18 protein-coding genes are annotated in these 20,871 nt (G+C 62.7%); 8 read left to right on the top strand and 10 right to left on the bottom strand.

All coding sequences use genetic code 11. From position 1 onward, the window contains the following. Positions 1–430: 430 nt before the first annotated feature. Together J7U39_RS29935 and J7U39_RS29930 are read left to right on the top strand one after the other, a co-directional pair. Positions 431–1,834 carry a nodulation protein NfeD gene (locus J7U39_RS29935; protein WP_210633306.1) on the top strand — a complete coding sequence of 468 codons (1,404 nt, stop codon included), beginning with the start codon at positions 431–433 and terminating at the stop codon, positions 1,832–1,834. Positions 1,835–1,863: 29 nt separating this feature from the next. Beyond that, positions 1,864–2,652, top strand: a complete 789-nt coding sequence (locus J7U39_RS29930; protein ID WP_210633304.1) for a slipin family protein — start codon at positions 1,864–1,866, stop codon at positions 2,650–2,652. A 318-nt stretch (positions 2,653–2,970) separates the two neighbouring features. Here J7U39_RS29930 and J7U39_RS29925 read toward each other — a convergent pair whose 3' ends face one another. The 9 genes from J7U39_RS29925 to J7U39_RS29885 all read right to left on the bottom strand — a co-directional run bounded on the left by J7U39_RS29925 (position 2,971) and on the right by J7U39_RS29885 (position 11,893). Continuing rightward, the gene (locus tag J7U39_RS29925) at positions 2,971–3,264 is read right to left on the bottom strand and encodes a type II toxin-antitoxin system RelE/ParE family toxin (RefSeq protein ID WP_210633303.1); all 294 of its coding nucleotides are present in this window, start codon (positions 3,262–3,264) and stop codon (positions 2,971–2,973) included. Beyond that, positions 3,264–3,518 carry a type II toxin-antitoxin system ParD family antitoxin gene (locus J7U39_RS29920; protein ID WP_210633296.1) on the bottom strand — a complete coding sequence of 85 codons (255 nt, stop codon included), beginning with the start codon at positions 3,516–3,518 and terminating at the stop codon, positions 3,264–3,266. Before J7U39_RS29920 ends, J7U39_RS29925 begins: the two co-directional genes overlap by 1 nt. Before the next feature lie 292 nt (positions 3,519–3,810). Then, complete coding sequence (lpdA, locus tag J7U39_RS29915) at positions 3,811–5,208, bottom strand: dihydrolipoyl dehydrogenase (protein ID WP_210633294.1); 1,398 nt, start codon at positions 5,206–5,208, stop codon at positions 3,811–3,813. A gap of 4 nt (positions 5,209–5,212) precedes the next feature. Further along, positions 5,213–6,457, bottom strand: coding sequence for a dihydrolipoamide acetyltransferase family protein (locus tag J7U39_RS29910; RefSeq protein ID WP_210633293.1), 1,245 nt, complete (start codon positions 6,455–6,457; stop codon positions 5,213–5,215). Positions 6,458–6,460: 3 nt separating this feature from the next. Continuing rightward, the gene (locus tag J7U39_RS29905; protein ID WP_210633291.1) at positions 6,461–7,474 is read right to left on the bottom strand and encodes an alpha-ketoacid dehydrogenase subunit beta; all 1,014 of its coding nucleotides are present in this window, start codon (positions 7,472–7,474) and stop codon (positions 6,461–6,463) included. 1 nt (position 7,475) lies between these two features. Further along, entirely contained in the window at positions 7,476–8,708 is a 1,233-nt protein-coding gene (locus tag J7U39_RS29900) for a 3-methyl-2-oxobutanoate dehydrogenase (2-methylpropanoyl-transferring) subunit alpha (protein ID WP_210633289.1), read from the bottom strand. Positions 8,709–8,770: 62 nt separating this feature from the next. Next, positions 8,771–9,898: an acyl-CoA dehydrogenase family protein gene (locus tag J7U39_RS29895; RefSeq protein ID WP_210633288.1), complete on the bottom strand. Its 1,128-nt coding sequence runs from the start codon at positions 9,896–9,898 to the stop codon at positions 8,771–8,773. Positions 9,899–9,915: 17 nt separating this feature from the next. After that, positions 9,916–11,103, bottom strand: a complete 1,188-nt coding sequence (locus tag J7U39_RS29890) for an acetyl-CoA C-acyltransferase (RefSeq protein ID WP_210633286.1) — start codon at positions 11,101–11,103, stop codon at positions 9,916–9,918. 22 nt (positions 11,104–11,125) lie between these two features. Then, entirely contained in the window at positions 11,126–11,893 is a 768-nt protein-coding gene (locus J7U39_RS29885; RefSeq protein WP_210633285.1) for a 3-hydroxyacyl-CoA dehydrogenase, read from the bottom strand. 83 nt (positions 11,894–11,976) lie between these two features. Between J7U39_RS29885 and J7U39_RS29880 the strand changes: the two genes are divergently transcribed. From J7U39_RS29880 to J7U39_RS29855, 6 genes are all read left to right on the top strand, one after another. After that, complete coding sequence (locus J7U39_RS29880; protein WP_210633284.1) at positions 11,977–13,029, top strand: AraC family transcriptional regulator; 1,053 nt, start codon at positions 11,977–11,979, stop codon at positions 13,027–13,029. A 273-nt stretch (positions 13,030–13,302) separates the two neighbouring features. Then, complete coding sequence (locus J7U39_RS29875; protein ID WP_210633282.1) at positions 13,303–14,448, top strand: isovaleryl-CoA dehydrogenase; 1,146 nt, start codon at positions 13,303–13,305, stop codon at positions 14,446–14,448. Then, positions 14,445–16,055, top strand: coding sequence for a carboxyl transferase domain-containing protein (locus tag J7U39_RS29870; RefSeq protein WP_210633280.1), 1,611 nt, complete (start codon positions 14,445–14,447; stop codon positions 16,053–16,055). Before J7U39_RS29875 ends, J7U39_RS29870 begins: the two co-directional genes overlap by 4 nt. Positions 16,056–16,062: 7 nt before the next feature. Then, positions 16,063–17,928 carry an acetyl/propionyl/methylcrotonyl-CoA carboxylase subunit alpha gene (locus J7U39_RS29865; protein WP_210633278.1) on the top strand — a complete coding sequence of 622 codons (1,866 nt, stop codon included), beginning with the start codon at positions 16,063–16,065 and terminating at the stop codon, positions 17,926–17,928. After that, positions 17,928–18,380 (top strand): MaoC family dehydratase, encoded by a 453-nt coding sequence (locus J7U39_RS29860; protein WP_210633277.1) that lies wholly within the window; start codon positions 17,928–17,930, stop codon positions 18,378–18,380. Before J7U39_RS29865 ends, J7U39_RS29860 begins: the two co-directional genes overlap by 1 nt. Further along, positions 18,377–19,213, top strand: coding sequence for a CoA ester lyase (locus J7U39_RS29855; protein WP_210633274.1), 837 nt, complete (start codon positions 18,377–18,379; stop codon positions 19,211–19,213). Before J7U39_RS29860 ends, J7U39_RS29855 begins: the two co-directional genes overlap by 4 nt. A gap of 18 nt (positions 19,214–19,231) precedes the next feature. Here J7U39_RS29855 and J7U39_RS29850 read toward each other — a convergent pair whose 3' ends face one another. Then, a complete protein-coding gene (locus J7U39_RS29850; protein WP_210633273.1) occupies positions 19,232–20,683 on the bottom strand; it encodes an efflux transporter outer membrane subunit in 1,452 nt (483 codons plus the stop codon). Positions 20,684–20,871: the final 188 nt, after the last annotated feature.

Below are 20,871 nucleotides of genomic sequence, written 5' to 3'. Positions count from 1 at the left end.
GAGAATACTGGCCTGGTGAAGGAGATTCAATCTCTCATCTTCTGAAAGGGACATGCGACCTTGGGCTCCTCGCAGCACTTGATGACGCGGAGTGAAACCCTTCATGGGTCATGGAAGCGGAAGAACTAACCGCTGACGATCTGTAGAATGGCACAATCTGGTTGCCAAATATTGAAGCGGCCCACATATAGTTTGATCGTAAGACATCCTGCCGAACGGGATATTCTCGCCTGGCCGCAAGATACTGAATATCTGAGTGACATGCCATCTCCGATCGGTCGATGGCCCAGCGACCTTCAAAAAACATAGGCCACGCGGTTCGCATCCGTGTAACGCGCTTAGCCAACTTCGCCTTTACGAGCGCGTAAGACGGCTGAGCCTTTAACGCCTCCGTCTTTTTCTTTGTAATTTCCGACATACATTAAATATTATGTACGTTTCGCCGATTGGCACGCGGGGATTGAGGTGTTGGCGATGGCAACCGCCAATCTTCACTTTGTTGTTTTTGCTGCTTTCAGCTTGGGGATTCGGCGTACCGTCGGCGTCTGACCGGGCGTCTGTCGTCCTCAAGGTGAATGGCGCCATTGGGCCTGCTATAGCTGACTACGTGGTACGAGGCATTCAGCGTGCTGGCGAACGTGCAGCGGTCTTGATCGTCCTGCAAATGGATACACCAGGCGGCCTTGACACCTCCATGCGGGAAATCATCCGCGCGATCCTTGCCTCGCCGGTGCCTGTCGCGAGTTTCGTCGCGCCAAGCGGGGCACGGGCTGCCAGCGCCGGCACCTATATTCTCTACGCAAGCCACATTGCGGTAATGGCCCCTGGGACCAATTTGGGTGCGGCGACACCAATCGCGCTCAGCGTAAAGCCTTTCGGCGGTGATGAGGAACCGGAAAAGAAGCCGAGCGAACCTAGTGGCAAGCAGCCGGAAGCTTCAGGCAATGCCCACGAAGCAAAAGCCGTTAACGACGCAGTCGCTTACATTCGTGGGCTTGCGGAATTGCGCAATCGCAACGCCGACTGGGCAGAGCGTGCTGTCCGCGAAGCTGCAAGCCTTTCATCCACAGCGGCAGTGCGCGAACATGCCATCGATTTCACGGCAACTGATGTCAACGATCTCCTTGCAAAGGCGCAGGGCCGCATGGTGCGGGTCGGTCAAACGGAGGTCCGGCTCGATACCGCCGGTTTGGCCGTGCAGGAATTCGAGCCTGACTGGCGCACGCGCCTGCTTTCCGTCATTACCGATCCGAACATCGCAATCATCCTGATGATGGTTGGTATCTATGGCCTGATCTTCGAATTTCTCGCACCTGGGACAATGCTTCCTGGAACGATCGGCGGCATCTGTCTCCTCCTTGGTCTCTATGCCCTGGCATTGCTGCCGGTAAGTTTTGCTGCCGTTGGGCTTATTTTACTCGGCGTGGGATTGACTGTGGCTGAGGCGCATTCGCCAAGCTTCGGCGCTCTGGGCATCGGCGGCGGGGTAGCCGTGATCCTGGGAGCAACCATCCTGTTTGATGCCGATATACCCGGGCTGCAAGTATCGCGCCCCCTACTGGGCGCAATTGCATTTGCGACTCTTGCCTTTAGCCTTGTCGTTGCTCGCGTGGCATTCACCTCGCGATTGCGCCGGGTAGCCACCGGTGCAGAGGAGATGATTGGCATTTCCGGCAAAGTTGAGAGTTGGACGGGGCTCACGGGGTACGTCATCGCGCATGGCGAACGCTGGAAGGCCGTTTCCGCCGAACCCCTTGTTGCTGGTGACCCTGTCAGGGTGACGGGCCGCAACGGGCTGGCGCTCGAGGTCGCCAGCCGTCCTAAGAACACCTAGCGGCATTCAAGGACGCAGGAGGAGAAGTCATGGATATGTTTGCAGATCTTGCCTTCTACTTGGTGGCCATAGTCATTGCCGTCGCCATCCTCGCATCCGCGGTTAAGATCCTGAGGGAATATGAACGCGGCGTCGTGTTCACACTTGGCCGCTTTACCGGAGTCAAGGGACCCGGCTTGATTCTGCTCATTCCCTATGTCCAGCAGATGATCCGGGTCGACTTGCGCACGCGCGTACTCGATGTCCCTAGCCAGGACGTCATCTCACATGACAATGTCTCGGTTCGTGTCAGCGCGGTGATCTACTTCAGGGTCATTGACCCCGAGAAATCGACAATACAGGTCGAGGATTTCATGATGGCAACAAGCCAGCTTGCTCAGACGACTTTGCGCTCCGTGCTCGGCAAGCACGACCTCGATGAAATGCTGGCAGAACGCGACAGGCTCAACTCCGATATTCAGGAAATCCTCGACTCTCAGACGGACGCTTGGGGAATTAAAGTAGCCACTGTCGAGATCAAACATGTGGATATCAACGAGTCGATGATACGGGCGATCGCTCGCCAAGCGGAAGCCGAACGCGAACGCCGCGCAAAGGTCATCAATGCCGAGGGCGAACAGCAAGCTGCAGCGAAGCTACTGGAAGCGGCGGAAATTCTGGCCAAACAGCCGGAGGCGATGCAACTTCGTTACTTGAGCACTTTGAACGTCATCGCCAGCGAGAAGACTTCGACGATTTTATTCCCCTTCCCGATGGAATTGGGCAATCTAATTGCCATTAAGCCGAAGAGATCGAACGGCACTGGCGTTGATGTTTGATCCGGCTTCTGTGTCGCCCTCGGGCCAAAATGAGGCCACGCCCCAGAGAAATGATATGAATGTTGAATCAGCTTCGACTCGCCTCGTCACCTCACAATCGATTCATCGATCACAGGATCTGCTCTAGCGCATGGGAGGCGATTACGTGTTTGCCTCTCGGAGGGGCTGATCGCGGCGAACACCTCGTCCCCTGCTATCCGAGGAGACGACGCGGTTCCTCCAGCGGTCGGTCGGCGTTCTCTTAACAGGCTTTGCTGACGATATTCCCGGGGCCTATTGCCGCCATGCAACTGTGCTTGTTCATTCGCTCAGCCAGGCCTAAGCAGGATCGCTGGCCCAGTCTTCGTGTCCATGGCGTATTCGGATCACGAATATAGCTCCGTGCTCCTCGATCCGGTAGACAATGAGATGGGCTTTGAACGGATGAACTCTAACTGGCGGCGAAATCTCCTCTCGCTCACGCGCCATTCGCGGATTGGCCGCAATCAGATCAAGCACGGTAAACAACTCGTCATGATACTGCCTAGCCTGTGCGGCTCCGAACATGCGCACTCCTTGTTCGGCGATCGCAATGATGTCCTCTTCCGCTTCGACTGAAAGGTCAAAGCGCATTATCTACCGCCGCGCGTTGTTTCTGCACGTGCCACTGCCGCGGCAAAGAGTTCGTCCTTCGAGCGGCTGCCAATACCGCTTTTAAAACCGTCATCAACGAAACGCTGCATGACGGCAACCTTGTCACTGCGAATTTGGTCCCTCCGGATCAGGTCGCGCACATAGTCACTCGCATTGGAATATCGCCCGCTCTTTGCTTGTGCCTCAACCCAATCTTTCATCGGGTCCGGAAGAGATACGTTCATCGTAGCCATTCGAGCCTCCATGGTGCGAGTAGGTTAGCTGGACTTGGCAAAGTTTGTCAATCGGCTCCACGAACGGCGATCTGTGTCATATCCGGGGATTGCCGCCTACGCGATGACGAAGTCAGCGCTTCAGGGGTAGTCGGCCTGTCGATCAACGTCCGTGTGACGCTGATCCTCGTACGACAGGTCGAGCTCTTGCCCTTGTGGGCAAAGCTTTTCGGCATCGGCACGGCCTTATTCCGGTCTCAGTTGATGGGATCCGAACCGGCAGACGTCAATGCGTGATCCGGGTCCAGTCGGCTCAGATGTGCAAAGCGTTTCCCAACGCTTTCAGCGCCGCTTCCATGAGCGCTTCGCTGCGGGTCGGATGGACGTGAATGGTGCCGGCGATGTCTTCCAGGCGTGCTCCCATCTCGATCGCTAGCGCAAAAGCTGCCGAAAGCTCGGAGACTCCGGCTCCCACCGCCTGCAAGCCGAGAACCAGATTGGTGTCGGCACGGGCGACGACGCGCACGAAACCTTCCTCAGAGACCATCGTCATCGCCCGCCCGTTGGCGCTGAACGGAAACTGGGCGGTGCGGATCTCATATCCTTGCGCGCGCGCCTCCGCCGGCGTCAGGCCGGCGCTGACGATCTCAGGATCGGTAAAGCAGATGGCGGGAATGCATCTTTTGTCCCAGCCCCGCTTCTTGCCCGCAACGATTTCTGCCACCATCTCCCCTTGCGCCATCGCCCGATGCGCCAGCATCGGTTCGCCGGTCACGTCGCCGATCGCATAGATGCCGCGCATCGAGGTGCGGCATTGATCGTCGATCCTCAGATATGGACCGGCGCGGTCGAGATCCAACTCCTCGAGACCGGACCCTGCCGTTCGCGGGCGGCGGCCGACAGTGACAAGGATGCGATCTGCCGGCAGTGTCTCATGCCGGCCATCCGACGTTTCAACGATCAATGACTCGCCATTATCGGCAAGACCCATCGCCTTCGCACCCGTCAGCACCCGGATGCCGCTCTCGGTCAGCTTGCGCATCACGGGACGCACCAATTCCGCATCATAGAGCGGCAGCACCTGGGGAGTCGCCTCGACGACGCTCACCTCCGAGCCCATCTTCGAAAAGGCCATCCCGAGTTCCAGCCCGATATAACCGCCGCCGACCACGACGATCGTTTTCGGCAGTTCCGTCAGCGACAGCGCCTCGGTCGAGGAAATGACGCGGCCGCCGAAGGGCAGGTTGGCAAGCTCCACCGGATCGGAACCGGTGGCGATCACCACGGTCTCGGCGCGGATGACCTGCTGACCGGTTTCGGTCTCCACCTCCACCGTCTTGCCGTCACGGAAGTGCGCGCGGCCATGGACGATTTTCACCCGCGCCTTCTGCAACAGACCTGAAACACCTCCCGTCAGCCGGCCGACAATGCCGTCTTTCCAGGCGATCGTCCTTGCGAGATCGATCGAGGCGCCTTCGACGCGGATGCCCATCGGGTTCTTGCCTGCCAGCATTTTTTGCGTGGCGTCGAATTCCTCGGCCGCATGGATCAACGCCTTGGAAGGAATGCAGCCGACCGTCAGACAGGTGCCGCCCGGCTTGCCGGCTTCGACGATGACGGTATCGATGCCGAGCTGTCCGGCGCGGATGGCGCAGACATAGCCGCCCGGGCCGGCGCCGATGACGAGGAGCTTGCAGACCATTTCTTTCATGTGCTCAGCCTTCGATGAAAATGAGCGCCGGCGTTTCAAGGAGCGTGCGGATACGCTGGACAAAGGTCGCCGCATCCCAGCCGTCGATGATGCGATGATCGAAACTCGAAGAGAGGTTCATGATCTTGCGCGGCACGAATTGCGTGCCGTCCCAGACCGGGCGTGTGGCGATCTTGTTGACGCCGATGATCGCCACCTCGGGATGGTTGATGACAGGCGTCGAAACGATGCCGCCGAGCGCACCGAGCGAGCTGATGGTGATGGTGGAGCCGGAAAGCTCGTCGCGCGTCGCCGTGCCCGAACGCGCCGCATCCGCCAGCCGGCTCATTTCGGCGGCGCAATCCCAGAGGCCGCGCGCTTCCGCATGCCGCACGACAGGCACGGTCAGGCCGGCCGGCGTCTGCGTGGCGATGCCGATATGGACGGCGCTATGGCGCGTGATGATGCCGGCATCGTCGTCGAAGGTGGCGTTGACCTCCGGCTGCCCGGCAATGGCCTTGACCAGCGCCCGCATCAGAAAGGGCAGGACCGTCAGCTTCGGATGGCCCTCCCTGCGGTCGCCGTTCATGGTGGCGCGCAGCTCCTCCAGCGCCGTCATGTCCACTTCCTCCACATAGGTGATGTGGGGAATGCGCGAGGTGGAAAGCACCATTTTTTCGGCGATGCGCCGCCGCAGTCCGGTGAGCTTGATCTCCTCCGTCGCTGTCTTCTTGACGGATCCACCCTTTAGGAGGGCCGGAGCGGCGCCTTGCATCAGGAATTGCTCGACATCTTCGCGCAGGATACGTCCGGCCGGCCCGCTCCCCTGCACCTGCCTGAGATCGACGCCGCTTTCCCTGGCAAAGAGCCGAACGGAAGGGGCAGCAAGCGGTTTTTCGACGGGCGGGGCGGCAGTAGACGGGATTGCGGAGACCGGCGCTGCCGGGGCAGGCCTCGTGATTTCCGCTACGACGACTTCGGCGGTCGGCGCCTGCGAAATCCGCATCGGCTGGGCCTCGCCGGCGCCTTCCGCCGTTTCGATCCGCACCAGCGGCGCCTTGACCGCGATGCGGTCTCCGATATCGCCGGCGAGCCAGATGACCGTGCCATCGACGGGAGAGGGAATTTCCACTGTGGCCTTGTCGGTCATCACGGCGGCGATCACCATGTCCTCGCGGACGGGATCTCCCGGCTTCACATGCCATTCCACAAGTTCGGCCTCGGCGACCCCTTCCCCGACATCGGGCATCTTGATGATGAATTCGCCCATGGCTCAGGCCTCCATGACTTCGGCAAGCGCCCGCCCGACCCGGCCGGGACCGGGGAAATAGTCCCATTCCTGCGCATGCGGATAGGGCGTATCCCAGCCCGCGACGCGCACGACAGGCGCTTCGAGATGATAGAAGCAATGTTCCTGCACCAGCGCCACGACCTCGGCGCCGAAGCCCGACGTCAAGGTCGCCTCATGAACCACGACGCAGCGGCCCGTCTTCGAAACTGATTTGACGATCGTATCGAGATCGAGCGGCAGCAGGCTTCTCAAATCGATCACTTCGGCGTCGATGCCGGCATCCTCGGCCGCGGCCAGCGCCACATGCACCATCGTGCCATAGGCAACGACTGTTACCGCCGATCCCGTGCGCCGCACCTCGGCCTTGCCGATCGGGATCGTATAATGGCCATCGGGCACCTCGCCGAGAGCGTGTTTCGACCAGGGTGTGACCGGCCGCTCGTGGTGGCCGTCGAAGGGGCCGTTATAGAGCCGCTTCGGTTCGAGGAACATCACCGGATCCGGATCCTCGATCGCCGCGATCAGCAGGCCTTTGGCGTCATAGGGATTGGACGGCACGATCACCTTCAACCCGCAGACATGGGTGAAGAGCGCTTCCGGGCTCTGACTGTGCGTCTGGCCGCCGAAGATGCCGCCGCCAGTCGGCATGCGCACGACGATCGGGCAGGTGAAATCGCCGTTGGAACGGTAGCGGATACGCGCCGCCTCCTGCGTCAGCTGGTCATAGGCGGGATACATGTAATCGGCGAACTGGATCTCGACGCAGGGTTTGAGCCCGTAGGCCGCCATGCCGATTGCCGTGCCGACGATGCCGGATTCGCTGATCGGCGTATCGAAGCAGCGCGTCCTGCCGTATTTTGCCTGCAGGCCCTGGGTGCAGCGGAAGACGCCGCCGAAATAGCCGACATCCTCGCCGAAGACCACGACATTGTCATCCTTCGCCATCGACACGTCCATGGCGCTGCGCACGGCCTCGATCATCGTCATCCTGGCCATGTCAGTATCCTGCCTTCTGCCGCTGGCGGCGGATATGCGCCGGCATCTCGGCATAGACGCCCTCGAAAATGTCGCGCACCGAAGGTCTGCCGCCGGCATGCAGCGTGCCATGCGCCTCGGCCTGGCGCTGCGCCTCGATCACCTCATCGGCGATTTCGGCTTCCGCCTGCACATGCCGTGCCTCCGACCATACGCCCTTGCCGATCAGATGTTTCTTCAGCCGCAGCACGGGATCGCCGAGCGGCCAGGCCTCCGATTCCGTCTTCGGCCGATAGGCGCTCGGATCGTCGGAGGTCGAATGCGCGCCGACGCGGTAGGTGACATGTTCGATCAGCGTCGGCCCGAGATTGCGCCGGGCGCGTTCAGCTGCCCAGCGGGCGACGGCATGGACGGCGAGATAATCATTGCCGTCGACCCTGAGCGCCGGAATGCCGAAGCCGAGGCCTCGGGCGGCAAAGGTGCCGGAGCCGCCGCGAGCAATTCCCTGAAAAGTGGAGATCGCCCACTGATTGTTGACGATGTTGAGGATCACAGGGGCCTTGTAGGTCGAGGCGAAGACGAGCGCCGAATGGAAGTCCGATTCCGCCGTCGATCCGTCGCCGATCCAGGCCGCGGCAATGCGGCTGTCGTTCTTGATCGCCGAAGCCATCGCCCAGCCGACGGCCTGCACATATTGGGTGGCGAGATTGCCCGAAATGGTGAAGAAGCCATGCTCCTTGGAAGAATACATGATCGGCAGCTGCCGGCCGTGCAGCGGATCACTCTCGTTAGAGTAGATCTGGTTCATCATCTCGACCATCGGATAGTCGTCGGCGATCAAGAGGCCCGCCTGGCGATAGGTCGGGAAATTCATGTCGCCCTTAGCAAGCGCCTTGCGGAAGGCGCAGCTGACGGCCTCTTCGCCGAGATGCTGCATGTAGAAGGAGGTCTTGCCCTGGCGCTGCGCCATCAGCATGCGGGCATCGAAGGCGCGCAGCTTCATCATGTTACGAAGCCCGGTCAGCAGTTCCTCATCGGTGAGCGATCCGGCCCAGGGACCGACCGCCTCGCCGTCACGGTTCAAGACACGGATGATCGAATAGGCGAGATCGCGGATATCCTCGGACGCGACATCGACCTCCGGCCGCGGCACGGAACCGGCCTTGGCGATCTTGACGTTGGAAAAGTCGGGCTGGCCGCCCGGGCGGACGGCGGGTTCGGGGACGTGCAGGCTCAAATGAGCGGAATCCACCATGTTTTTGCGTTCCTCCCTTTGCCGACCCCGCCTCCCTCCCGGAAGCGGGCCGGATGTCATTCCTAAAGATTGCGGGCGATCACCATGCGCTGCACGTCGCTCGTTCCCTCGTAGATCTGGCAGATGCGCACATCGCGGTAGATGCGCTCGACCGGATAATCGGCCATGTAGCCGTAGCCGCCGTGGATCTGGATCGCATCGGAGCAGACGCGCTCGGCCATCTCAGAGGCGAAGAGCTTCGCCATCGAGGCTTCCGACAGGCAGGGCAACTCCGCCTCCCGAAGAGACGCGGCGTGAAAGACGAGCTGGCGCGCCGCCTCGATCTGCATCGCCATGTCGGCAAGGCGAAAGGCGACGGCCTGATGTTCGAAAATCGGCTTGCCGAAAGCCGTGCGCTCCTTGGCGTAATCACGCGCCGCCTCGAAGGCCGCCCGTGCCATGCCGACCGCCTGCGCGGCAATGCCGATCCGCCCCCCCTCGAGATTGGCGAGCGCGATGCGATAGCCTTCGCCTTCCCCACCCAGCCTCAGATCCACGGGAATGCGCATCGTGTTGAAGGCGATCTGACAGGTGTCGGTGGAATGCAGTCCGAGCTTTTCCTCGACGCGGATCACCTCATAGCCGGGTGTGTCCGTCGGCACGATAAAGGCGGTGATGCCCTTCTTGCCGGCATCGGGATCGGTGACGGCAAAGACGATGATGACATTGCCGTTCTTTCCCGAGGTGATGAACTGCTTGGCACCGTCGATCACATAGTGGTCGCCGTCACGCCGGGCCCTTGTCTTCAGGTTCGAGGCATCGGATCCGGCCTGCGGCTCGGTGAGGGCGAAGCCGCCAATCCATTCGCCGGTCGCAAGCTTCGGCAGGAAACGCTGCCGCTGCTCCTCGGTGCCGAATTTCAGGATCGGCACGCAGCCGACGGAGCTGTGCACGCTCATAATCGTCGAACAGGGTCCATCGCCGGCGGCAATCTCCTCGAGTGCCGCGGCATAGGCGACAACACCCGTGTCCGAGCCGCCATAGGCCTCCGGCACCAGCATGCCGAACAGCCCTAGTTCGCCCATCTCCTTCAGTTCCTCGCGCGGGAAAAGATGTTCCCGGTCGCGTTTGGCGGCTCCCGGCGCCAACCGGTCGCGGGCAAAGTCGCGGGCGAGATCTGTGATCTGCTGCTGAAGGTCGGAAAGGATCATGTCGCTCCTCCTTCCCGCTAATGCCGCTCGATGGCGACGGCCGTCGCCTCGCCGCCGCCGATGCAAAGCGCCGCCATGCCGCGCTTCAGATCGTAGCGCTCCAATGCTGAAAGCAGCGTCACCAGGATGCGTGCGCCTGATGCGCCGATCGGATGGCCGAGCGCGCAGGCGCCGCCATGCACATTGACCTTTTCATGCGGCAGGTCGAGATCGCGCATCGCCGCCATGGCGACGACGGCAAAAGCCTCGTTGATTTCGAAGAGGTCGACGTCCGAAAGCGCCAGGCCGGTCCGATCTGAGAGCTTCTGCAACGCGCCGATCGGCGCGGTGGCGAAAAGATTGGGCGCCTGCGAATGGGTGGCATGACCGAGGATGGTGGCGAGCGGCGTCAGGCCGCGATGCTCTGCCTCGGAGCGGCGCATGAGCACGAGCGCTGCCGCGCCGTCGGAAATCGAACTTGAATTGGCGGCCGTCACCGTGCCATCCTCTCGGAAGGCGGGCTTCAGCATCGGGATTTTGTCGAGCTTCGCCCGACCCGGCTGCTCGTCGCGGCTCGCCCGCTGCTCTGATTTGCCCGACTTGACCGTCACCGGCACGATCTCGCTTTCAAACCAGCCTTCCGCGATCGCCTTCTGCGCCCGCGTCAGGGAGGCGATGGCGTAATTATCCTGCGCTTCGCGCGTGAACTGATAGGCTTGGGCGCAGTCCTCCGCGAAGCTGCCCATCAAGCGCCCCTTGTCATACGCATCCTCCAGCCCGTCGAGGAACATGTGGTCCACGACACGCCCATGGCCGAGCCTGTAGCCGCCGCGGGCCTTGTCAAGGAGATAGGGCGCGTTCGTCATGCTTTCCATGCCGCCGGCGACTGCCACAGAAGCACTGCCGGCGGTGATGAGGTCATGAGCCGTCATGACCGCCTTCATGCCCGAGCCGCACATCTTGTTGACGGAGCTTGCCCCCGTCGCGAAAGGCAGGCCGGCGCCGATCGCCGCCTGGCGCGCCGGCGCCTGGCCTTGGCCTGCAGGCAGCACGCAGCCGAAAACGACTTCTTCAACCGCCTCGGCCGAGACATGGCTACGCTCCATTGCCGCGCGGATCGCCGTGGCTCCGAGTTCCGGCGCTGTCGCCTCCTTCAGCTCTCCCTGGAAACTGCCGATCGGCGTGCGCGCCGCGCCGACGATGACGATAGGGTCCTGCAGTGCCATGTTTCCTCCCTGGGGCAAACGCTCAGCGCGCGCCCATCCGCAATGCGCCGTCGAGGCGGATGACCTCGCCGTTCAGCATGGTGTTTTCAAAGATATGGCGCACCAGCGCAGCAAATTCCGCCGGCCGGCCGAGCCGCGGCGGAAAGGGCACGCTCTGGCCGAGTGCCGCCTGAACCTCGGCCGGCATACCGGCCATCATCGGCGTCTCGAAAATGCCGGGCGCGATCGACACGACGCGGATGCCGTGACGGGCGAGCTCGCGGGCGATCGGCAAGGTCATCGCCGCCACCCCGCCCTTGGAGGCGGCATAGGCCGCCTGGCCGATCTGACCGTCAAAGGCGGCAACCGAGGCCGTATTGACGATCACGCCGCGCTCGCCTTCGGCATCCGGCTCCCCGGTCTGAATCGCAGCGGCGGCAAGCCGGATCATGTTGAACGTGCCGATGAGATTGATGCCGACGGTGCGCGCGAAACTCTCCAGCCGGTGTGGCCCGTCGCGGCCGATCACCTTTTCGGCCGGCGCCACGCCCGCGCAGTTCACCAGCCCGCGCAAACCGCCAAAGGCTTCGGCCGCCGCGGCAACCACAGCTGCTCCAGCCTCGCCATCGGTCACATCCGCCTTGACGTAGCGGGCATCGATGCCAAATTCCCGCGTGATCGCCTCGCCCAGGTCAACGTTGAGATCGGCGATCGTCACGCGCCCGCCGGCCTCGACGAGCATGCGCGCCGTCGCCGCTCCGAGCCCGGAGCCGCCGCCGGTGACGATGAAACTTGCCCCACGGATCAGCATGAATCTGTTCCTCCCTGTCGGCTGCGTCCTCCTCCGAGCGCCACCGACGGTCACGATTCTATTCGTTCCACCTATTGCAAGCGATGACAGAACTGCTCCATTATTTCGGCCAGTTTTGCCATAGCGGGGTTGAGATGGCCGAGATCGAGCGACGCATGATTGCACCGGGCTTCGTCGAAGAGGCGCTGGACAGCCTGCGGCGGCTCGGCAAGCCGACGGCGCCGATCCTTGCGCGGGTCGGCCTGCCGCCGATCGTCGATCAGCCGGTGTCTGCCGAAACTTATGGCGCCCTCTGGCTGATGATCGCCGCCGAACTCGACGACGAATTCTTCGGCATGGGCGGCCGACCGATGCGCAGCGGCAGCTTCACGCTGCTCTGCCATTGTGTGCTGCATGCGCCGACGCTCGGTCAGGCGCTGCGTCGGGCGCTACGTTTTCTCGATGTCGTGCTCGACGACCCTAGAGGCCGGCTCGTCATCCGCGACGGCTTGGCCGAGATTGAGCTCAGGGATGTGGGCGGCCCGCGATCGGCCTTCGCCTATCGCACCTACTGGATCATCCTGCACGGCATCATATGCTGGCTGGTCGGCCGCCGCATCCCCATCCGGCTTGTCGACTTCCGCTGCGCCGAACCGAAACAGGGCGCCGACTACCGGTTGTTCTTCGGCGCTCCGGTGCGCTTCTCGCAACCGATCAGCCGTCTCGGCTTCGACAGCACCCTGCTCGACCTGCCGATTTCCCGTAGCGAACAGGCGTTGAAACAGTTCCTGCGCGGCGCGCCCGCCAATATTCTGGTGCGCTACCGCTACGACGCGGGCATCGCCGCCGCCGTCCGTCGGCGATTGAGCCAGGCAACGCCGGCGACGTGGCGCAGCTTCGCCGAACTCGCCGCCGACATGCGCATGCCGCCCTCGACGCTGCGCCACCGCCTGCACGACGAAGGACAAAGCTATGCCGCCATCAAGGACGACATCCGCCGGGATCTCGCCGTCGAACTGCTGCTGAATACCTCGAAAACGATCGGCGAGATCGCCGTACAGCTCGGCTATTCCGAACCCAGCGCCTTTTTTCGCGCATTTCGCAAATGGATGGGCAAGAGCCCTGAGACTTTTCGACGGGAGGAAGCGGGGGAATAGCGCAGTGGGTAATAAGCCGAGACCTGCATCTAGACCCAGTCGCTATTTGGCGCTGGCGGTTCCACACCCTCCCTCATGCCTGTGCTTGTCACAGGCATCCAGCGCGCCCAAGTCCTTGGGCGCAAGAGACTTTCTTCGAGCGAGCAACGAGCCATTCTCCGCGCGGACGCGCGATGGTTGGATGCCGGTGACAAGCACAGGCATGAGGGAGGCACGGGGTGCCTCTTTGAACCTGCCGCAACCCGCGCTACATATTTCAGCGGGAGGAGTGCCATGTTTGATTTCTCGCTCGGCGAAACCGCGGACGCGATCCGCGAAACGACGGCGCGATTTGCCGCCGATCATATTGCTCCGCTCGCCGCGGAGATTGACGAAAGCAACACATTTCCACGCCAGCTCTGGCCGCAGATGGGCGCACTCGGCCTGCATGGGATCACCGTCGAGGAAGAGTTCGGCGGCGCCGGTTTCGGCTATCTCGAGCACGTCGTCGCGATGGAGGAGGTCTCGCGCGCCTCGGCTTCCGTGGGCTTGAGCTACGGTGCTCATTCCAATCTCTGCGTCAACCAGATCCGCCGCTGGGCCTCAACGGAGCAGAAACGCCGCCATCTGCCGAAGCTGATCTCGGGCGACCATGTCGGCTCGCTTGCCATGTCCGAGGCCGGCTCCGGTTCCGATGTCGTCTCCATGGGGTTGCGAGCCGAGAAAAGAGGCGACCGCTATATTCTCAACGGCACGAAGTTCTGGATCACCAATGCCCCGCATGCCGACGTACTCGTCGTCTATGCCAAGACCGATCCGGCCGCCGGCCCGAAGGGCATTTCCGCCTTCATCATCGAAAAGGGCCTGACCGGCTTCAGCGTCTCCAAGAAGCTCTCGAAACTGGGCATGCGCGGCAGCGACACGGCCGAACTGGTCTTTCAGGATTGCGAGGTGCCAGCCGATGCGCTGATGGGCCGGGAGGGAGAAGGCGTGAAAATCCTGATGTCCGGCCTCGATTACGAACGCGCCGTGCTCGCCGCCGGCCCGCTCGGGATCATGCAGGCCTGCCTCGATGTCGTGCTGCCCTATGTGCGCGAGCGCAAGCAGTTCGGCAAGGCGATCGGCGATTTCCAGCTGATGCAGGGCAAGATCGCCGACATGTATGTCGCGCTGAATTCGGCGCGCGCCTATGTCTATTCCGTGGCCCGCGCCTGCGATGCCGGCCGGGCAACGCGCACCGATGCGGCCGCCGCGATCCTTTTTGCCAGCGAAAATGCCGTGAAAGTCTCACTGGAAGCGATCCAGGCGCTCGGCGGCGCCGGCTATACCAAGGAATGGCCGGTCGAGCGTTTCCTGCGCGACGCCAAGCTCTACGATATTGGCGCCGGCACCAACGAGATCCGCCGCTATCTGATCGGGCGGGAGCTCATCGCATCATGACGGTGATTTCGACTGCGATCGATCGCGACAGCGAAAGCTTCAAAGCCAATACCGCCAAGAATAAAGCCCTCGTCGACGAACTCTACGCGCGTTCGGCGAGAGCGCGCGAGGGCGGATCGCAGACGGCGCGCGCGCGCCATACCGGCAAGGGCAAGCTCCTGCCGCGCGACCGCATCCAGCTCCTGCTCGATGCCGGCAGCCCTTTCCTGGAGATCGGCACGCTGGCAGCCAACGGCATGTATGGCGACGAGGCGCCGGGCGCCGGCATCATATCGGGCGTCGGCCGCGTTTGCGGCCGCGAGGCGATGATCGTCGCCAATGACGCGACGGTGAAGGGTGGCGCCTATTTCCCGATGACGGTGAAGAAACATCTCAGGGCGCAGGAGATCGCCCTGCAGAACCGGCTGCCCTGCCTCTATCTGGTCGATAGCGGCGGCGCCAATCTTCCGCATCAGGCCGAGGTCTTTCCCGACCGCGACCATTTCGGCGCCATCTTCTACAATCAGGCGCAGATGTCGGCCGAAGGCATTCCGCAGATCGCCTGCGTGATGGGAAGCTGCACGGCCGGCGGCGCCTATGTCCCCGCCATGTCTGATGAAACCGTCATCGTGCGCAATCAGGGCACGATCTTCCTCGCGGGTCCCCCGCTGGTCAAAGCCGCGACCGGCGAAATCATCTCGGCCGAAGAACTCGGCGGCGCCGAAACCCATGGCCGCCGCTCCGGCGTCGTCGATCATGTTGCCGAGAATGACGAACATGCGCTGCTTCTGGTGCGAGACATCGTCGCCAGCCTCAACAGCGTCAAATCGGTCGATATCGACATCCAGCCTCCGCGGCCGCCGAAACTCGATTTCCAGGATCTTCTTGGCCTCATTCCCGATGACGTGCGCTCGCCCTATGATGTGCGCGAGGTGATCGGACGGATCGTCGACGGCTCGGAACTGCACGAGTTCAAGCCGCTCTACGGCTCCACGCTCGTATGCGGCTTCGCCCGCATCTGGGGCATGCCGGTCGCCGTCATCGCCAATAACGGCGTGCTCTTTTCCGAAAGCGCGCTGAAGGGTGCGCATTTCATCCAGCTCGCCTGCCAGCGCCGCGTGCCGCTGCTGTTCCTGCAGAATATTTCCGGTTTCATGGTCGGCGGCCGCTATGAGGCCGGCGGCATCGCCAAGGACGGGGCAAAGCTGGTGACGGCGGTTGCGACGGCGACCGTGCCTAAGGTCACCGTCATCATCGGCGGCAGTTTCGGCGCCGGCAATTACGGCATGTGCGGCCGCGCCTATCGCCCCCGTTTTCTCTTCACCTGGCCGAACAGCCGCATCAGCGTCATGGGCGGCGAACAGGCGGCTTCCGTGCTCGCCACCATCCGCCGCGACGCACTGGAGGCGCGCGGAGAGAATTGGTCTGTCGAAGAAGAGGAGGCTTTCAAGGCGCCGATCCGCGCCGGCTACGAGGCGGAGGGCAATCCCTATTATGCCACTGCCCGCCTCTGGGACGACGGCATCATCGATCCCGGCCAGACGCGGGACGTGCTCGGCCTTGCCTTTTCCGCCTGCCTGAACGCGCCGATCCCAAAAGGGCCGCGCTTCGGACTGTTTCGGATGTGAGGCGGCTATGATGGAAAACCTTCTCATCGCCAACAGAGGCGAAATCGCTCGCCGCATCATCCGCACGGCAAAGACTGCCGGCATCCGCACCATCGCCGTCTATTCCGAGGCCGATGCCGGCCTGCCCTTCGTCGGAGAAGCCGACGAGGCGATCGCCATCGGGCCGTCGCCGGCCCGCGAAAGCTACCTGTCTGAGGTACACATCCTCGAAGCCGCCCGCAAGACCGGGGCGGCCGCGATTCATCCGGGCTATGGTTTCCTGTCGGAAAATGCCGAATTTGCCGAAGCAGTCGAGAAGGCCGGTATCATCTGGGTCGGAGCGCCGGCGGCCGCTATCCGGGCGATGGGGCTGAAAGACGCGGCCAAAGAATTAATGCAGGCAGCCGGCGTGCCGGTCACTCCAGGTTATCTCGGACCAGACCAGAGCGAAGCAAGACTGGCGGCCGAGGCCGAGGCCATCGGTTATCCCGTACTCATCAAGGCGGTGGCCGGCGGCGGCGGCAAGGGCATGCGCCGCGTCGACCGCCCGCAGGATTTCACCGAGCTTCTCGCCTCCTGCCGCCGCGAAGCCGCCGCTTCGTTCGGCGATGATCGCGTTCTCATCGAACGCTATATCGCCAATCCGCGTCATATCGAGGTGCAGATCTTCGCTGACGAGCATGGCAACTGCGTCCACCTCTTCGAACGCGACTGCTCGCTGCAGCGCCGTCATCAGAAGGTCATCGAGGAGGCCCCCGCTCCCGGGCTCGATGCAACCACGCGGGCTGCGATCTGCGATGCGGCGGTGAAGGCCGCAAGAGCGGTGAACTATGTCGGCGCCGGCACGATCGAATTCATCGCCGATGCCTCGCAAGGCCTGCGTCCGGATCGAATTTGGTTCATGGAGATGAATACACGCCTGCAGGTGGAACATCCCGTCACTGAAGCCATAACAGGTGAGGATCTGGTGCTCTGGCAACTGAAGGTGGCTAACGGCGAGCCGCTGCCGAAAAGCCAGGATGAGATCGCCATGAAGGGCTGGGCCCTCGAGGCCCGGCTCTATGCCGAAAATCCCGCCGCCGGCTACCTGCCCTCGACCGGCCGGCTCGAACATCTCAAACTCCCCCGAACCGTCCGCGTCGAGAGCGGTGTCGAACAGGGCGATGAGATCACCGCCTTCTACGATCCAATGATCGCCAAGATCATTGCGCATGGGCCGAACCGCGAAGCCGCGCTGTCGAAGCTGGCCGCCGCTTGTGCCGGTATCGAGATCTGGCCGGTCAGATCCAATGCCGGCCTTCTCGCCCGCGTCGCCACCAACCCGGATTTTCGCGCCGCCCGGATCGATACCGGCTTCCTCGACCGGCATGGCGAGGGCCTTGTGGCGACGGAGCCAGATGAGACGACAATCGACAAAGCGGCAACGGCACTTTCGAAGGCCGCAAATGAGGATCCCTGGTCGGTGCTGACCGGTTTTCGCATCGCCGGGCCAAGTGACGGCCGCGTTCGGGTGCGCATCGACGGTCACCTCCACTGGGGGCGCGTGCGCCCCGACCTTGAGGCGAATGCCGTCGAGATCGACGCGAAGACCGTGCTTTTCGACGCCGGCAATGCCTGGCCGATCGGCCTGCCCCATGCGGGCGAAGTCGAGGCAAATCAGGGTGCGGGCGACGGCGCGATCCTTTCGCCCATGCCGGGCCTCGTCATCTCGGTCGATGTCGCCGAAGGCGACACTGTTGCCAAGGGGGATCGTCTGCTGACGGTCGAAGCGATGAAGATGGAACATACGTTACGCGCGCCCTTCGACGGCATCGTTGGGAAATTGCAGGTTTCCACCGGCGCCAGGGTCTCGGAAAACCAGCTGGTCGTCAGCGTCATCAAGGAGCAGGCGTGATGGCCGGCCGTTATTTCGACGAGTGGACAGTCGGCGACCGCATCGCCCACGAGATCCGCCGCACCGTCACCGAGACCGATAACCTGCTGTTCACGACGCTGTCCCACAATCCGCAGCCGCTGCATCTCGATGCCGATTATGCCGCCGGCACCGAGTTCGGCCGCATCGTTGTCAACGGCACCTTCACCTTTGCGCTCACCATCGGCCTTTCGGTCGGCGACACCACACTCGGCACGCTCGTCGCCAATCTCGGCTATGACACGGTGACGATGCCGAGGCCGGTCTTCATCGGCGATACGCTGCGGGTGGAAACCGAGGTGACGGAACTGCGCCGCTCGAACTCCCGCCCCGATGCCGGCATCGTCACTTTCCGGCATGTCACGTTGAACCAACGTGACGAGATCGTCTGCCAGTGCCTGCGCACGGCGATGCTGAAGGTGAAACCGTCATGAGGCTGCGCTCGCTGCTCTTCGTACCCGGCGATCGGCCGGAGCGTTTCGAGAAAGCGCTCGCTTCCGGCGCCGATGCCGTCATTCTCGATCTGGAAGATTCGGTTGCGCCCGCGAACAAGCCAAAAGCACGCGAGACCGTGCACGAATTCGCCCACCGCTATGCCGGCGAGACCGTTCTCTTGATCCGCGTCAATCCCCTCACCTCCCCTGAATTCGAAGCCGACCTTGCCGCTCTGAACGGTCTTCATCCCTTCGCCATCATGTTGCCGAAGGCCGAGGGGGCCGTTTCCGTGGGCAAACTCGCAGCCTCGTTGACCCCGGCCGTTCCCGTTTTGCCGATCGCGACGGAAACGCCGTCCGCGATCTTCGAGATTGGCAGCTACCGCGACGTCTCGGCGAAGCTTTGCGGCCTGACCTGGGGCGCCGAGGATCTGCCGGCCGCGATAGGGGCTGCGACAGCGCGGAGGACGGATGGCCGTTATACGCCGCCCTACGAGCTTGCCCGCTCGCTCACCCTATTCGCAGCCCATGCCGCCGCCGTTCCGGCAATCGAAACCGTCTATCCCGATTTGCGCGATCTCAACGGTCTCAGGGCCTATGCCAGCCGCGGCCGGCGCGACGGCTTTTCCGGCATGATGGCCATCCATCCGAGCCAGGTCGAAACGATCAACCACGCCTTCACACCTGACGCCGCCGAGCTCGCCTGGGCAGAGAAGGTCGCCGCCGCCTTCGCCGCCAGGCCTGACGCCGGCGTCATCCAGCTTGACGGACGCATGCTTGACCTGCCGCACCTCAAGCTTGCGCTGCGCATTCTGGAAAGCGCCGGACGATAAGCCCACCCATCCAGCGGATCAGCCCGGTTTTGCGGTTTGCCTGGAGGCGGCCTGCTCCGGCTCGAGGTAACCGGCGCCGATGGCGACATAGAGATCCACATAATCCTTCGCGACCTGCTGCATGGTGGCAGCAAGGCTTTCCTGAGCATCCGAGACGGACCGCTGCGCGTCCAGAACGTCGAGCAGCGAAGAGGCGCCATCCTTGTAGCTCGTGGTCGAAAGCGCCAGCGATTCCTGCGCCGTCTGTACCTGCCTGCGCAACGGTCCCAGCGTCTGCGTGTCGTGGCGAACGGCCGCAAGCGCGTTTTCGACCTCTTCGACGCCGTTCAGCACCGCCGCTTTCCACGCCAGATATTGCGTTTTGGCATCGGATTTCTCGATATCGACATTGGCCCGCAATTTGCCGCCATCGAAGATCGGCAGGTTGAGCGTCGGTCCGAAAGACCAGCTCGTCAGGCTTGCGCCGGTGGCGCCCGATGATTTGACCCAGCTCGGCGAAATCGAACCGGAAAGCGAGATCGACGGGTAAAGCTGGGCTTCGGCAGCACCGATATCGGCGACAGCTGCCGCCAGCTCGCGTTCGGCCTTTCTTATATCGGGACGGTTGCGGATGAGATCGGCCGGGATGCCGGCACCAATGTCGCCGCGGAACACCGGCTGGCCAGTATTCCTGCGCAGCTCTTCCGTCAGCGAAGCCGCCGGCATCCCGAGCAGTGTGGCAATGTGATGGGCCGATTCGGTAAAACTCTGTTCGAGGCCGGGAATGTCGGACTTCGTCGACTGTACAAGACCCTCGGCCTGGACGACGTCGAGGCGGGAGGCCGCACCAGCTTTCAACTGCAGCTCAGTGAGTTCGTAAGTCTGCTGGCGGGATTTCAAATTCGCCTGAGAAAGGGCGATGCGCTCCTGGTAATAGCGGGCGTCGATATAAGTCTCGACCAGGTCTTTCAGAAAGGTGAGCCTGGCATTGTCGGCCGTCGCGTAAGCGGCTCCAAGCGAGGCGAGGGCGCTCTCTTTCGAGCGACGGTACTGGCCGAAGACGTCGAGCAGCCAGGAAAGGCTGGCATCGCCTCCCGTCGTGTTCGTGGTGCCGACCGTCGTCCGCAGCCGCCCCTTCTCCCCGGAGAGAGTATGCGATCCGTCGACCGTCAGGCTCGGCAGGGCGCCGGCGCCGGCTACCGTGACGTTGGCGGAAGCCGAATTGATGCTCTCGAGTGCCTGCAACACATCTAGGTTCTCGCTGAGACCCTGCGTGACCAGCCCGTTGAGCTTCTTGTCGCGATAGGCCGTCCACCACCTTGCCGTCACGACATCGCCGTTGCTCTTATTACCCCCGTCTTCGAACTTGGCGGGAAGCGGCATCTCGGGGGCAACGTGATCCGGGCCGCTGACGCAGCCTGCCAGCAGCAGTGTGAATGCGGCTGCGGTGTAGCGGAGGGATGATAATCTAGTGCTAAGCGACGTACTCACGGGGGAGCCTTCTGAACCGGGATCGTGGGTTCAGGCTTAGCGGCGCTAGCGTTAATGGCGGTTAAGAAACGGTAAAGTTAGGTAAAAGCAGCGTCCCGCCGCACATCTCGGTTCAGCAGAGCTGCGCGGCCTCGTCCTCGATGAGGGAGAGATGCATCGAGTCCGGATGGAAGGAAGGCACCGCAATT

Source organism: Rhizobium sp. NLR16a (assembly GCF_017948245.1).
GTDB lineage: Bacteria > Pseudomonadota > Alphaproteobacteria > Rhizobiales > Rhizobiaceae > Rhizobium.
This window is presented reverse-complemented; position numbering and strand designations above follow the sequence as displayed.